Source organism: Vibrio sp. 10N.261.51.A3, assembly GCF_041471965.1.
In the GTDB taxonomy this organism is placed as follows: Bacteria; Pseudomonadota; Gammaproteobacteria; order Enterobacterales; family Vibrionaceae; genus Vibrio; species Vibrio crassostreae_C.
Genome location: NZ_JBFRPK010000038.1, coordinates 1 through 14,771, shown reverse-complemented (window position 1 = coordinate 14,771; position 14,771 = coordinate 1). Strand labels below are relative to the sequence as shown.

Below are 14,771 nucleotides of genomic sequence, written 5' to 3'. Positions count from 1 at the left end.
AAATAATCGTTCTTAACACGCTACTATACCTGATGTTTGAAGCATTCTTCCAAGTTCTTGCCAATTGCTCTCAAAACATCAGTTCTGGTGATAATACCCACCAGTTTTCGATTATCGATCACAGGGTATGCTTTAGGTTTTCCAACCTGCATCATGTCCGCCAATTCAATAATGGATAAGTCAGGTGACACCGACAGCACTTCTTGGTACATACAGTCACCCACAAGGTGTGTGTCTTGGCAGAAGTAACTGACCTTCACAAGTTTCTCGAGTAAATCCTGCTCTGAAAGGAAGCCAATCACTTGTTCGTTATCATCGATTACGGGCCCACCCATATGGTGGCTACGCATCACTTTGTCTAACGCTAGACTTAACGGCATATCAGGAGTAAATGTCACAACCTGCTGCGTCATGTAATCTTTCACTTTAATAGAATGCATTGCGTTCTCCCTAAATACTTTGCGTCATATATTTTCTATCTTGTTAAGTTAATTGTTGTCTAAAATCTTGATTTTACTAAATGGATTTCAACAATTTTATTGATAGGCAAAACCTAACAAGACAAAAAAGTGAGACAAACAAAGGGTTGAGCACGTTTTCGAACGCCAGAAAAAAGAAAAAAAAGAGCCCTTACAAAGCCTTACTTTCCCTTGCTTAACCTTACTTAGCCGAGCTAGCCTGCTTAAATAAACCCTGTAATCTTCACCTCACTAATAATTAGAAATCCCGTTTTAGGAAGTTTATGCAACACGACAACAACATGTACGCGTATATTTACGCAGGTAACGACGGCACAGAAAACACACTCATCGCCACTATCGATAATCAAGAAAAACCGCTGATATCAAGCTGCGTTGATGAGATAAAACGCATGTCATGCTTAGCCATTGATTTAGCAGCAAAACACGACCTAAAAGTGAAGCTGGTGAAATATCAAAGAGAACAAGAGATCGACTTCGGCTTATTCGTTAAATAGTGAATCCGACACTGATTTGGTTAATCTCTTACTGGCAGCCATAGTAGCATTAGCAAGCGCAATAGCCGTGAATGGCTGCCGAATTCGACCTGACAAGCCTAACGGGTAAAGGCTATAATGATCAGACGGCGCCCTTGCCGATTTTCATTGTCCAAATACGGTTTACTATGTCTTCCCAAACCCCACCTAAAACGTATCTAACGAATTCCTTATCTAAGTTAAAAAGCTACTTTAGTGAGTTATTGGATTTCCAATCACGCATTTGGGTGGTTCATATCTTTGAAGACTCTATTACCGATCAGTCGTTTGTGATTAATGAAGATGGCTTTAAAGAACCGCTAGAGTGGATGAAAAAACGTGATTACCAAGCGAGAATGCTTGATCGTGTTGATAAGATGAAAATCTCACAGGTGATTGAGATTCAGTTCGAAGACAAAATGCATCGCTTGATGCGAGTGAAGTAGCTTTATTGTTTGGGCGTTCACGAAAAGCCCTTGCTAGAAATCAAGTATAAAAAGGCCAGCGCTCGCTGACCTTCTCTCATTGATTACAAACCACCATCTAACGCGCACAATACTCATGCCACAGGCGCACCGCTTTCTGGTATGCCTCAGTTTTATCGTGCGTTTCTGCAAAGAGAATGGCTGTCATGCTGTCGACAACGGTATTCGCCATTAGCGCCATATCTTCAGCCGATGTGCCAAGTACACATTGACTAGGAAGTGGCAGCTCTAGGTTCATCATCTCTTCCCAGTAGAACGATTCGACTTTGTCAGGAGAGCTCATCCATACCGTTTGGCTAACTTTAGGATTATATTCCGACTCACCGTTCATCCCTTTGAATGAAATCACCGAGTGGGATTTATTTCCGATAACATGCTCAACTTCCGCATGAAGTTGTGGAAAGCCAGGATGGAAACTGCCACGCAGACCTAAACGGCCACCACCAGGATTCAATGCTCGAACTACCGTGTTAATTGGTGTTCTCAAACCGTAGCGGTGTTTCCAACCAATCATGGTTTGTGCTTCGGGCGCAAAGTTAGCTAGCGGTAAATAAGCAATGCCGTCTTGTTCAAGAATCGACTTAGCATGTTCAGGGCTCTCAGCACTTTGCACACCGACATCTTGCAAATGGCTTTCAACGTGCGTCCTACCGCTCGGCTTATCCATATAGCCATGCATTAACACTTTATAGCCATTGTCAGCTAAGATTTTTGCCGCCAACAAGTTCCAAGGCTTGCCACTGGCGTTATCGTTACGCTTACCTGCATAACACGGCCAATCAATATCAGCGCCTAAATCTGGCACTCGAGATTGAAACGCTTTTACAAAGCCAGCGATCTCTTCATTGGTTTCATTCTGCACACGAATCAACATCAGTAGCATAGCCATTTGGTCGTCACCGACTTCTTCGCTTAAATACTCATCCATGATGCGGTAGGCTTGTTCGAACGATAAAGGCTTACGCCCTCTTTCTCCTCGTCCAACTGTACGAATACACTCTAAAATACTACTCATTGATTGTTTATTCTCTTCCGTTGATATCAATAAAATTCGAATACACTTTCGATTCTATGATACCCACCGTGCATTGCAAAGCGATTCAGTTGCTCTCGACCGAATTACCAATACGCGGATTGGTGTTCTAAAAGTAAACTTACTGGTGTAAAATTAGCGTATGTAATGCTAACCGCGACATATTGAGTAGTATCCCGATGACTGTAAAAAAAACGCTGAGCCAAAGAAAACGTGAATCGATCGTTGCCGCTGCTATCGCAGAGTTTACTGAGCATGGCTACAAGGCCACCAGCATGGATAAAATATCGAGTCGCGCAGAAGTATCAAAGCGCACCGTATACAATCACTTTGCCAGCAAAGAACTGCTTTTAGATGAGATTCTAGACAGCATTTGGAGCAAAACTCTGGCCGCAACGCATTTCCCATATCAAGCAGAACTGCCACTTGAAGAACAGCTTTCCTCGATAGCCAATCAAGAGCTTGAGTTACTTGAGTCTGAAGGCTTCATCGACCTGTCACGCGTTTTGTTCTCAGAGTATTTCCATAACGCAGAACTGGCGCATCAAGCGATGGAAAAATATTCCCAAGCAGAAAGTGGACTTACAACCTGGATTAAAGCCGCGTTGGCAGACGGTCGTTTAGTAGAACTAGACCCACAATTCGCCTCCACGCAGTTCATTGGTCTGCTTAAGTCTTTTGCGTTTTGGCCGCAAATCATTGGTCATGTGCCGTCACCGGATGCTGCACACAAGCAAGTGCTCATTACTTCAAGTGTCGAGATGTTCCTTAAACAATATCAGGCGTGATTTTGGTGGTTGACGAGAATTCAACCACAATAAAACCATCACTGGTATCCGCTGTTATTTTCCCTATACTGCAACCCACTTTCGTCATTACGACTCAGTAAAACTTCAACTTTAGGTAGCCCTATGATTACTTTCACCACCAACTTTGGCGATATCGAGATTGAACTGAACCTTGAAAAAGCGCCAGTAACGTCGAAAAACTTCCTTAAATACTGCCAAGACGGTTTCTACGAAGGCACGACATTTCACCGTGTTATTGAAGGTTTCATGATTCAAGGTGGTGGTCACACTATCGACATGACAGAAAAACCAACTCGCGCCCCAATCGTCAACGAAGCAAACCGTGGTTTGAAGAATGTGATTGGTTCTGTGGCAATGGCTCGGACTGATGCACCACATTCTGCAACGGCGCAGTTCTTCATCAACCTTGATGACAACGATTTCCTAGATCACACCTCAACAACCAATGCTGGCTGGGGTTACGCGGTATTCGGTAAGGTTTCAGCAGGTATGGATGTGGTAAACAAAATTGCGAAAGCACCAACAACCATTCGCTGGGGACACGAAGATGTGCCTTGCGAAGATATTGTGATTACAAAAGTCACTATTCGCGACTAATTCATTCACGTCCTTTCCCGCCCCTAGTGCATTCGAATTGATGGCATAAAGAAAAGAAGGCTGTGCGATAGGACTATGGTGGTAAGGGTTCGACTTTACCACCTGTATTCAAAGCTCGTTGTTAGAATAGTTACCAGCGAGAACGATAAGTACGGTGACACCCTTTGCACGTCTTATTCGCAGAATTTAACCCTTGCTCTGCACTCGACAAGTCTTGTTCAACACTCGCCTGATAAAGCTCAGAAAAGCACTTGAAGAACAACTCGTTCCTATCCCCGTTCGTTTAAACAAAGAGTTGATGAACGAGTTAGATGCTGAAGAGCAACAACAAATGCTCAAGCTACTTCAGAAAGTAGTCGCGGCAATCTGATCTTACCGCGTTCACTGCTTACCAAGCTTAGTGCTTAGAAATTATTGCTTTCTAAGCGTGCATTAAAAAACAACCCACACTCGGCCTTGCGCCGAGTGTTTTATTTTCGTCTCGACCATTTGATATAGCAAAATAGTGAAGCAATGATCACCGCCCCACCGAGCAGCTTCTGCATCTCTACACTTTCGCCAAGCACACTCACACTTAACAGCAGCGTCCACACAGGCTCAAGAATCATGATCAATGCCGCCACTTCCATGTTCACGGAGTGCTGACCGACCGTTTGTAGCAAGTAACGAATAGACGTTGCGATCACCGCAGAGACAATAAACCAGAAGACTAAGGTTTTGGTGATTTCGAACTCCGGCTGAGCTGTCATAGAAGCAAAGGCTAAACCACTCACACCCACCACAAACAGTTGCACACAGATTGATGCGATAGGCTTGATATTGGTAATCACACGCTTGTTCATCACAAAGTGAACAGACAACAACATCGATGCTAGTAAGAAATAAATCTGACTCTGCTCAACATGCCAGCCGTTACCCAAAGTCAGCAACAGCATGCCGATAATCGCGATAGGGAAAGACATCCAAAACGCACGATTAGGTTTAACTCGAAACAAAATCCAAGACACAAAGGGGGCAATGATCATGGCTAAGCTCATGATGAATGCCCCTTCAGACAAGGTCTCGGTCACCGACACTGCATACACCCAGACTTGCAGTGAGGCAGACAGCAACAAACCCACGCCGCAAAGAGACAAGATCTGTTTAAACGAAAGCTTACGAATATGATGAATACAAAACGGCAGAAGAATAAGACTCGCCACTAAAAAACGCACACCAATGAACACTGGTCCCGGCATTTCCAATACCACCAGCTTAGATGCAATCCATCCAACCCCAGCTAGCAGGGTGGCAAATAGAAGGTAAAGCTCTCCGCGCATCGCTTTCACGTTCATCATTTTACTTAGTCCAATAACAAAAAAAGCAACCCGACTCTGCAAGGTTGCTTTTTATAAACATTCAACAGGATCGAGATACTATCTCAATACTCTGCTTCAGGCAGCTGTTTTTAGCCTGCGTATTCTGGGTAATCCGTTAAACCTTTTTCAGCACCACCGAACAATGTGTTTGGATCGTGCGCTGCAAGTGGGTAACCATTTTGAATACGAGCTGGTAAATCTGGGTTCGCAACGAATGGACGACCAAAACCAACCATGTCAGTTACGCCTTCAGCAACGGCTTTTTCGCCACGCTCGCTATCGTATTTACCCGCATAAATAAGGACACCCTCGTAGGCTTCACGAACTGCTGCTTTAAATGCTTTTGGCGTTTCAGGTGCATCGTCCCAATCAACTTCTGCAATGTGTAGGTAAACAATTTTGTATAGGTTAAGTAGTGCTGCCGCCGCTGTGTAAGTCTCTACTGGTGTAGCGTCAACCGTACCATTCAACGATGTGAACGGAGCAAGGCGTACACCAACACGGTCAGCACCAATCGCTTCAACCATAGCTTCAACCACTTCGCCTAGGAAACGTAAACGGTTTTCAATTGAACCACCGTATTCGTCAGTGCGGTTGTTTGCTTCAGAATCGATGAATTGGTTGATTAAGTAACCATTCGCTGCGTGAAGTTCGATACCATCAAAGCCTGCTTCAACCGCATTCAAAGCCGCTTGGCGATACTGTTCAACCACCTCTTTGATGTCTTGTTTCGTCATTTCACGAGGTTCAACCACATCAACAAAGCCCGGTTCATCAGTACCGTTATCGATGAATACCTTTACGTTTTGTGCTTTAAGTGCAGAAGACGAGATTGGCTGTTCACCACCAATGTTGTCTGGGTGTGTTACACGGCCTACATGCCAAAGTTGAGCGAAGATAACGCCCTCTTTTTCATGTACGGCATCAGTCACTTTTTTCCAACCAGCGATCTGCTCATCAGAATAGATACCCGGAGTCCAAGCATAGCCTTGACCCATAGGTGAAATTTGTGTGCCTTCAGCAATAATCAAACCTGCAGAAGCACGCTGAGCGTAGTAAGCCGCCATCATATCGTTTGCTGAATTACCAGGTTGCGTTGCGCGAGAACGCGTCATCGGTGGCATAACAATACGGTTTTTAAGCTCGATATTACCAAGTTGAATTGGTTGAAATAGTGCGTTTGTCATTGTTATATCCTCGATTAACCTAGTTGAATCAGTTCGATTTGGTAGCCGTCTGGGTCAGTAATAAAAGCGATATGAGTTGAGCCGCCTTTCACTGGACCCGCTTCGCGAGTGACGTTGCCACCTAGCGATTTGATTTTGTCACATGCTGCGTAAATATCTTCTACACCCAATGCCAGATGACCAAACGCGCTGCCCATCTCGTACTCATTCGTATCCCAGTTGTACGTTAGCTCGATAGTCGTGCCGCCTTGCTCATAGCCAACAAAAACCAATGTGTAGCGGTACTCTTTGTTTTCGTGGCGTTCAAGTTCCTTCATTCCCAATACCTTGGTGTAGAACTCGATAGACTTGTCTAAATCAGTAACTCGGATCATTGTGTGTAGGAATTTCATATTTCGCCCTTTTTAGCCCAGCAACCTGAGCCGATATAATCGTGAGTGGAGGTTACCCACTTCTTTGTTAGGGTTAATATACGAGCTGACAGCAAATAAATGAAATTATCATAAATTCTCATTGTGATAATTTTTTATTATAACTCACTTAATACAAGTGATTTGTTAAGAAGATATTTGGCAAACAAAAGATAGGGCGACGATCAGAAAGCGGAGCGCCAACTGTTTAGTGATTTAGACATGTCATTAGTCGTATTGATGATCTGCTCTCTCAACCACTTATGTGCCGGATCGGTGTTCTGTTTTTTCAACCAAATGAGGTAATGAGAGATAGGCTGATAATCGAAAGGCGGTTTGAACAACTGTAACCCAAGACGTTCCTGATACTGGATCGCCATAGAAAGCGGCACAACAGTGATGTAATCAGTCTGGCTACACAGCATTAGGTTACTGGCCATAGAGCTACCGTGAATTACAATTTTACGCGAGGATAAGTCTAACGAAGTGTAGTGAGTCAAACTTCTTACTTGGCGACGTGTTCTGGCTAAAACCGCATGTTGCTCACTGAGATATTGCGCCTCGGTGATCTCACCTTTGATCCTAGGGTGCCCATTTCGGCAAACAATCACAAACTCACTGTCGTAGAGCTTTTCGCTCATCATGCTTGAATGCTCAGGCAACACAATGTCGATCATCAAATCAAACTTCTGAGTTAATAGATCCTCATGGACTTGATCATCACTATCTGGTTGGTCATACACCTCAAGAGATAAGCCTTGGTTAGATAACTGAGAAAATCGATCGAGCAACATCCACTTTAAATGTTCGGGAACCGAAGCCACAAACCTGCGCTCTGTACTCGCTTCATCAAACCCAGCCATACCTTGAAACACGCCGTTGAGCTCGTGTATTGGCGCTTTGATTTGCTCATACAAGCTTTGCGAGTAAGCAGTAGGCACAACCCCTCGCCCACTGCGCACAAACAACTCTTGGCCAATTTCATTTTTCAGTCGGCCGAGCGCAGTGCTGATCGTCGATTGATTGGTATTCAAATGATCGGCAGCCTTACTCAAACTGCCCTGCTCCATCACCGCTGAAAACACAGCCAATAAGTTAAAATTCGGAATGTCATTACTCATGATTCAGTGCTCATTTGGCGATAGATTTAATTATCTTATCGTAAAAGCGATAGAATGAAACAACGGATGCTCATTGAGAAAACAAAACTGAGAAGGAAGCATCATATGGTAAAGAGCAAAAATGTCAGAACAACTCATTCTTTCGAATAGCTGCCACATTCGCCAGATTGGAATCTAAATCTCTTCGCTGTGCCAGTAACGCTTAATCCACCCAAACTCACCCTAGACTGGTCGGAGTATTCAATATTTCCGTCCTGCCTTATTGATACTTTTATAGCCACTTCTATGATCCAGGCTTATTAAATAGACATATTTTATAAGCCGAGTTTGAGCCTGTTCAAATAAACCCACCTCACGTTTAAGCAACCACTCAATTCATCGTAATTACGATAATTCAATATCGCAATAATGCGTAGATAGCACCAGTTACACTTCCTATTATTTCGCCAACAAATCAATTCTTAACCTAAACAGAAAACCTAAAAATGTGTAGATGATGGTGTTGCACACATCACGGAAGACGGCCTTAAAACCCAATGCAGCAAACGAACCTATCAATGGTAGACGTTACTTAAGAATGATTTCGCCAGGTGTTTTTAACACTCTATTCGCGAGAATGCGTTGTCTACGTGGTCAAAGCGATTTTTAATTGTCATCTAGTACTTTTGACTCAGTAGGTCTATACGGTTACGTGAGTTCAACACCTCTTTCAGATGTCTTCTAAAAGTCTTGTACCAAGGCTGCACTTTCTCTCTCCTTATTTAGGTTGAGATATGAACTTTATAAAAATCGTTTTCCAGAAAATCTGGGCCGTTGTGATGGTCTTGATTAAATTCTGCCTGTTTATGGCAGTGATGTTTGCGGGAGCATGGGCTCTTGCACCATTAGGCACAATCCATTCTAAAGACATCGACATGTCTCAATTCAACAATCATCCCAATGAAATGATGATGAACTTCTTCCAGATGGAGTCCTTCTCTGGTTACTTGTTCTCAGTGACCATTGCTGTGGTTTTAGCCGGTGTTTACGGCATGTGGCAGTTGCATGAACTGGGTGTGCATAAAGCAAAAGAGCACAAAAGCGCTCACGTTCAAATCGTGTTTGCACTGTCACTTTGCGGACTCTTCATCAGCAAAACATTCTGGGTTATCGCATTGGTTATCGCATTGGCGAACTGGAAACATATTGGTCAATCACTGAGTGATGTGATTCGCCGTGGTGTTCAGCCTAAACAAGACGCGACCAATACAGAGACAGCCGCAGTCCACGTATCACCTGAACAACCGGTAACAGAGCCGTCTTCAGTAGAGCAATCTTCAAAAGAACAGGCTTCAGAAGAAAAGACTCCAACAACACCATCCGCTACAGAAAAAGAGGTCGCATAATGAAAGAGATGATGATTCCATACATCCTAATTGTATGGTCACTGTTTGCGACAGGCGCACTTAAGAAGAACTTCAAGAACTACACATGGGCTGCCATTGGCGGCGTAACGATTCTTGCGGTATTAGCGGTTATCTCTCGCTTGTGGGCACCCGTTGATCTAACCAACTCAACCACAGTGAAAGCACCACACGCGGTAATGTCACCGATCTTTGGCCAGCAGATCGACCAAGTGCTTGTTGAACACAACCAAATGGTTAAAGAAGGCGACGTAATTTACACACTCGTCGACATTGACTCAGCCGCAGACAAAGCAAAGATCGAATCTTCAATTGTTCAGAAAGAAGAAGAGATCAAGCAAATGAATCGCGACTTAGAGCGTGCTGAAACGTCACCTGAAATTTTCAATATGCGTGACGTAGAAAAGTACGACTCTGATCTTCGAGTGCTGCATGCTGAACTGGTGTCGTTAAAAGCCGATTTACAAAAAGTAAATTGGGCGCAAGAGAAAAAGACCATTAGAGCTGAGTTTGATGGTCAGGTATCGATAGTGAATATTGCTGAAGGTTCTGTCATGGGTAACATGCACCTCTACAACACCAGCAAAAAGTTTCTTGAGATGCGTATTTCAGACCAAACTTATGGCTATGTTCAAGTAGGAGACTTCGCTGAGTTCTTCGTTGATGCATACCCAGGTCACGTGTTCCGAGCAAAAGTACACAGCTTTAATGCCGGTACTGGTGAGTCGAGTATTTCTCCACTTCAGGGGCCACAAAGCGTCGGTCAACACGTGGTAAGAAACGGCAATGGTTTAGGTCGTACTATCGTACTTGAGATCATTGAACCAGAAGGTTACAACATCCCTATTGGTTCAACTGGCGCGGCTTGGATCTCAGCTGAGAAGCCACATCCGTTCTGGGGCTTCATCGATGTAATCGGTGCAGCAACGGTTCGCCTACAATCTTACAAGTCATACTTAGGTGCTTGGTAAACGATTAGCTCTTGATAAGCAACTAAATATTCAATGATTTGGCTGTTATTCACTCGTATCACAGCCACTCATGAACTAGCGACTAATTGTAAAACAAATGCCCTGAATTTCAGGGCATTTTTGTATCTGTTGCAAGCTCATTTACTAATTGATTTAGATCAAAATTAATCGCCAATACAATCGTTTATCAAACAAATCATCGAAAAAACGATAGATTGAAATATTATTAGCGCGTAGATAGCGACCTCCCCCACCTCTATCATTTGGCTCAAGAAATCCAATTCCTGTATCCAAATATAAGGTCACTACCATGACTAATACATTCAAAAAAATGGCGCTTCCTGTTGCTATTGCGAGCACTCTACTTGCTTCTGGTTTTGCATCTGCAACGCCAACTGTAGAAGCGACATCGAAAGTCGGCCAAGAACTTCAGACGGCAAATGCTGCGCAATACCAAAACATTGATCTTGATGCTCGCTACAAGAGCGAGGTTCTATTCGAACACAAATCAAACATGTTCTGGGGAAAAGGCGAACGTATTCAAGTTGTTTCTAAAACAGGCGATTCTCTAGCTTACACTGCTGAGTCTGACCATGTTCACCCAATCCTCACCAAGCATGGTCGTAAAATGGACCAAGCAATCATCAAAGTAGATGACAACGTATATCTTGGTTACGGTTTCGGTCTAGATACACCCGTCATGATTGAAGGTACGGACGGCATCATCATTGTTGATCCAGGCGAGTCGGTAGAAATGGCTCAATCGGTTAAAGAACAGTTCCGTCAAATCACCGACAAGCCGGTTAAAGCAATCATTTATTCTCACAACCACATCGACCACATCTCTGGTGTGCGTGCGTGGGTGACTGGCGAAGAAGTGGCATCAGGTGAAGTAAAAATCATCGCTGAAGAAGGCCTAACCGCTGCAGTGGCTAACTGGTCTTCAAACCTAGGTACTCTATTTGGTCACCGTACTTCTTACACAGGTGCTAAGCACGTAGAAGAAGGCGAGCACGGCACAGTAAACGACGGCCTTGGTCCACGCTTCATGCAAGGTGCTATCTCGTTCATCGAACCAAACCTGCTTGTACCAAGCCAAAGCCACATCGAAATCGAAATTTCTGGCGTGAAAATGCACATCGAGAACGTGCCATCTGAAACTAAAGATGAGTTAGTGGTTTACTTCCCAGACCAGAAAATCCTGCACGCGGCTGAAGTACTTCAAGGTGAGAACTTCCCTAACCTTCACACCATCCGTGGTACTAAATTCCGTGACCCATCAATGTGGTTCAAGGGCATCGACGTAATGCGTAAGTTCGACACTGAGATCATGATTAACTCTCACGGTCGTCCTGTTGAAGGTAAAGAAGCAGTAGCTGACGTACTAACGGCTTACCGTGATGCGATTCAATACACTCATGATCAAACTATCCGTTACATGAACAAAGGTATGACGCCAGACGAGCTAGTTGAAGTAGTTAAACTTCCTAAGCACCTTGCAGAACACCCTTGGTTAGGTGAACACTACGGTACTGTTGCACACGCCGTGCGTCAGATTTACGTAGGTTACAACGGTTTCTTCGAAGCGGATCCATGGCAGCTAGAGCCAATGGCTTACGAGCAACGCGCTAAAGCATTCGTAGAGATCATGGGCGGTCGTGACAACATCCTTACGACTGCACAAGCAGCAATTAAGGCTGAGAACTACACATTTGCAGCAGAAATTCTTTCTTACCCAATCACGGTAAACAAGCAAGATATGGAAGCTCGTGAGATGAAAGCACAAGCTTACAAAGCATGGGCTGCAGACCAAGTGAACATCAACTGGCGTAACTGGGCGCTCAACGCGGCGGCTGAACTAGAGAACAAACGTGACTTCTCTAACATGATCAGCTTCGCTTCTGTTGACGTTCTTACTGCACTACCAAGCAAGCAGATCTTCGACATGATGACTTCAACGCTTATCGCAGAAAACTCGTTAGACGTGAACATGATGCTAACGTACAACTTCTCTGATACGAACGAAGCATTCACTATCGAAATTCGCAACGGTATTGCTCAGTTACACGAAGAAGCAGTGAAAGGCGCAGACGTTCAAATCGACACCACTCGTGCAGTATTGAACCAAATCTTGATTGCAGGTCCAAACGCTCAACAAGTGATTGGTACCAACCTACAGTCTGGTGCATTCACGTTCTCGAATGGCGACATCAAAGGCTTCGGTCAATTCATGAGCTACTTCGATAAGGCAATGACTCCAGAAGAGATCATGCTCATCGTTCGCTAATAATCAAAGGCTGCTAAGGATGGCGAGTCGATAACTTAGGGACCCATTGTGGTCCCTTTATCGTTTATTTATTGGTACAGTTCGCAACCTTAACTCAACGATCTAGGTCTATTGTTGGAGTAAGGAAACTGCCCTGCTTCTTTTAAGGTTCACACATGCTAAAACGTTTTGTTCTTTTGCTTTCACTCAGTTCTTCTCTGGTATTAGCTTGCGGATTACACCAAGAAACCGGATTTAGTTTAGTGACAGAGCCCGGTTCACTGGAGGTATTTGGCAATGTCATCACAGCAAGGCAAGATGACGAGTTCGGAAACCTAGATAAACCGGATCATTTCAAACTGTTTTCGATAAAGTCAGCACTCGCAAAGGCGCATCCGAGTAAGATTGAATTCAACTTATTTGAAGCGATTAAAGGTCACTACAGCCAAATCAGCATTGAAAAAGGCGTGAACGTTTCAGGAAGAGACACTTTGCCGACAGAGAACGATTTATTGCTTATTACAGAGCTCGACGTGTTCGATGCATTGGCCAACGGAACGATCTCTTGGGATCAAGCTACACTGAATGGATTAGTGGTAATCAATGGCCCCCAAGATAAACGCGAGCAATTAGAAGCTTGGTTCAATGATATTTTTGCTGAGTGATCGACTCATTCTAACCTTACTTGCTCAATGGTATTCCCCTCAATATTGAGCACAAACGATAACGAGCCGATAGCAAGAAAATAGTGTGCTAACTGATTAAAAACACTTCAAAATCACAAACCACTCCCCTCTCAATTATATAAAGCCACCATTATTGGAATTAACATCACTTAATGTAAGCTCCACCTTGCAATTTTGTTCAAAATTCAACCTAAAAACAAATAGTTACAAAACACCCTCTGTAATTGGTGAAAAAGAAATCAATTACAATAGTATCCACAAAAAAAATGTGACTTCCTGCGAATCTCCAAAATAAATTTGTGGTTAAATACGGCACATCATGAATCAAAGATAAGAGAAAGCATGTCTACAAAAGCATTTGGTGACTTCTATTGCTATTTACACTGCCTCACTTTACTTTCAACAAAGGAGCAGGGGCTCACACCTAAAGAGTATCTTGATGATGTTCGAAAAGAGCCTTTTTATTACCGTGGAGACACCTCACAAGAGGCTCAACAAAAGTGGGCAGAGCGCATATTAGACTCCGTATATAAATACCATGGAGTCCAAGGTTCTGGTCCGGTCGGGCATTCGGAGTTATTAGTACGTAACGGGACTGCATCGAAAGCTCGTTATAAAGTAAAAGAAGGCGTTGATTTTGATGTAAACCCTGGATTAAGTGATTCAATCTCAATGTTAGGTAGTATTGGCAATCAATTGCGAGAACGGCTTTTGCCGTCAGCAGGAGCGAAACTCAACGACGCCCTAAGGCTTATTTCAAGAGCAAAAACAACGCTAAATAGCGCACCATTCAAAATTCAAGTAAGTTGCTACGACTTTGTAGCGCCACAGGTTGAACAATCCGTGCTTTATGACATAGAAAGTGCACTTGAAAATAGACAAGTACTCTCATTTGATTACAACAATCATCGCTGTGAGGTTGATCCATACGCTTCGTTTGTCTATCAAAAAGTATTTTATCTTGTAGCTCGAGAGCGTTACAAAAGAAGCTCTAACGGTAGCTCCATGTCTGGAGAAATGCGTACCTATACGATGCACAAGATAAACAACATTGAAATACGCTCAAATCAAAGTTTTTCAATGGGTAACAAGTCTGAATTTTGCCTCCACGCTTATCTATCGACGACAAAGGGTAAATGGGTTAACGGCGGTGAAACGTTCGAAGTATTACTTAAAATGATGAGAGATTCTGAAGGTAACAGCAAGTTTGTAAATGAATTTAAACTGAGTGAATGCCAGGAAATAGAAGAAACATCGAAAAGCCACTACATTGTCAGAGCAAGGGCTAGAGATAGCTTAGATTTTAAACATTGGCTCATTCACAACGCAGATTGTGTGGAAATTTTAGAGCCATTAAAACTACGTCAAGATGTAATACGAGACCTTAAACAAGCGATGAATGTCTATTCACATTAGATAGCATAGTCATCATCATAGACAGGATCTTAAGA

The 14,771-nt window shown here is 43.5% G+C and carries 16 protein-coding genes and 1 pseudogene; 10 read left to right on the top strand and 7 right to left on the bottom strand.

The annotated features are described in order from the left end of the window. Nucleotides 1–23: 23 nt before the first annotated feature. Nucleotides 24–440: a CBS domain-containing protein gene (locus AB4371_RS10625; RefSeq protein ID WP_017060213.1), complete on the bottom strand. Its 417-nt coding sequence runs from the start codon at nt 438–440 to the stop codon at nt 24–26. Between the two features lie 302 nt (nt 441–742). Here AB4371_RS10625 and AB4371_RS10620 point away from each other — a divergent pair, with 302 nt between their 5' ends. Beyond that, entirely contained in the window at nt 743–976 is a 234-nt protein-coding gene (locus AB4371_RS10620; RefSeq protein WP_017060212.1) for a hypothetical protein, read from the top strand. A 167-nt stretch (nt 977–1,143) separates the two neighbouring features. After that, nucleotides 1,144–1,440: a hypothetical protein gene (locus tag AB4371_RS10615; protein WP_029235295.1), complete on the top strand. Its 297-nt coding sequence runs from the start codon at nt 1,144–1,146 to the stop codon at nt 1,438–1,440. A 97-nt stretch (nt 1,441–1,537) separates the two neighbouring features. On the opposite strand, the gene AB4371_RS10610 is transcribed toward AB4371_RS10615, so the two are convergent. Continuing rightward, entirely contained in the window at nt 1,538–2,524 is a 987-nt protein-coding gene (locus AB4371_RS10610; RefSeq protein WP_372149675.1) for a glycosyl transferase family protein, read from the bottom strand. A gap of 167 nt (nt 2,525–2,691) precedes the next feature. Here AB4371_RS10610 and AB4371_RS10605 point away from each other — a divergent pair, with 167 nt between their 5' ends. Both AB4371_RS10605 and AB4371_RS10600 read left to right on the top strand, forming a co-directional pair. After that, on the top strand, nt 2,692–3,300 hold the full coding sequence (locus AB4371_RS10605) for a TetR/AcrR family transcriptional regulator (protein WP_017066785.1): 609 nt from the start codon (nt 2,692–2,694) through the stop codon (nt 3,298–3,300). 123 nt (nt 3,301–3,423) lie between these two features. After that, complete coding sequence (locus tag AB4371_RS10600) at nt 3,424–3,918, top strand: peptidylprolyl isomerase (protein WP_017060208.1); 495 nt, start codon at nt 3,424–3,426, stop codon at nt 3,916–3,918. A gap of 130 nt (nt 3,919–4,048) precedes the next feature. Here the strand turns inward: AB4371_RS10600 and AB4371_RS10595 are convergent. Then, nucleotides 4,049–4,165 (bottom strand): annotated as a pseudogene (locus AB4371_RS10595) (cytochrome c); the annotation flags it as partial. On the opposite strand from AB4371_RS10595, the gene AB4371_RS10590 reads away from it, so the two are divergent. After that, nucleotides 4,133–4,288 carry a hypothetical protein gene (locus AB4371_RS10590; protein WP_017070441.1) on the top strand — a complete coding sequence of 52 codons (156 nt, stop codon included), beginning with the start codon at nt 4,133–4,135 and terminating at the stop codon, nt 4,286–4,288. The pseudogene AB4371_RS10595 and the gene AB4371_RS10590 overlap by 33 nt on opposite strands. A gap of 100 nt (nt 4,289–4,388) precedes the next feature. On the opposite strand, the gene AB4371_RS10585 is transcribed toward AB4371_RS10590, so the two are convergent. The 4 genes from AB4371_RS10585 to AB4371_RS10570 form a co-directional block, all read right to left on the bottom strand. After that, nucleotides 4,389–5,255: a DMT family transporter gene (locus tag AB4371_RS10585; RefSeq protein WP_102394218.1), complete on the bottom strand. Its 867-nt coding sequence runs from the start codon at nt 5,253–5,255 to the stop codon at nt 4,389–4,391. Between the two features lie 110 nt (nt 5,256–5,365). Further along, nucleotides 5,366–6,463: an alkene reductase gene (locus AB4371_RS10580; protein ID WP_017065285.1), complete on the bottom strand. Its 1,098-nt coding sequence runs from the start codon at nt 6,461–6,463 to the stop codon at nt 5,366–5,368. A gap of 14 nt (nt 6,464–6,477) precedes the next feature. After that, nucleotides 6,478–6,855: a lactoylglutathione lyase gene (gene gloA / locus AB4371_RS10575; protein WP_017066787.1), complete on the bottom strand. Its 378-nt coding sequence runs from the start codon at nt 6,853–6,855 to the stop codon at nt 6,478–6,480. 203 nt (nt 6,856–7,058) lie between these two features. Then, complete coding sequence (locus tag AB4371_RS10570) at nt 7,059–7,994, bottom strand: LysR family transcriptional regulator (RefSeq protein WP_102394217.1); 936 nt, start codon at nt 7,992–7,994, stop codon at nt 7,059–7,061. Nucleotides 7,995–8,767: 773 nt separating this feature from the next. Between AB4371_RS10570 and AB4371_RS10565 the strand changes: the two genes are divergently transcribed. From AB4371_RS10565 to AB4371_RS10545, 5 genes are all read left to right on the top strand, one after another. Further along, nucleotides 8,768–9,379, top strand: a complete 612-nt coding sequence (locus tag AB4371_RS10565; protein ID WP_017065282.1) for a hypothetical protein — start codon at nt 8,768–8,770, stop codon at nt 9,377–9,379. Next, a complete protein-coding gene (locus tag AB4371_RS10560) occupies nt 9,379–10,368 on the top strand; it encodes an efflux RND transporter periplasmic adaptor subunit (protein ID WP_012604427.1) in 990 nt (329 codons plus the stop codon). Before AB4371_RS10565 ends, AB4371_RS10560 begins: the two co-directional genes overlap by 1 nt. Before the next feature lie 310 nt (nt 10,369–10,678). Continuing rightward, the gene (locus AB4371_RS10555) at nt 10,679–12,655 is read left to right on the top strand and encodes an alkyl sulfatase dimerization domain-containing protein (RefSeq protein ID WP_102394215.1); all 1,977 of its coding nucleotides are present in this window, start codon (nt 10,679–10,681) and stop codon (nt 12,653–12,655) included. Between the two features lie 155 nt (nt 12,656–12,810). Beyond that, nucleotides 12,811–13,299 carry a hypothetical protein gene (locus tag AB4371_RS10550; RefSeq protein ID WP_102394214.1) on the top strand — a complete coding sequence of 163 codons (489 nt, stop codon included), beginning with the start codon at nt 12,811–12,813 and terminating at the stop codon, nt 13,297–13,299. 363 nt (nt 13,300–13,662) lie between these two features. Then, the gene (locus tag AB4371_RS10545) at nt 13,663–14,736 is read left to right on the top strand and encodes a YafY family protein (RefSeq protein WP_102394213.1); all 1,074 of its coding nucleotides are present in this window, start codon (nt 13,663–13,665) and stop codon (nt 14,734–14,736) included. Nucleotides 14,737–14,771 lie beyond the last annotated feature (35 nt).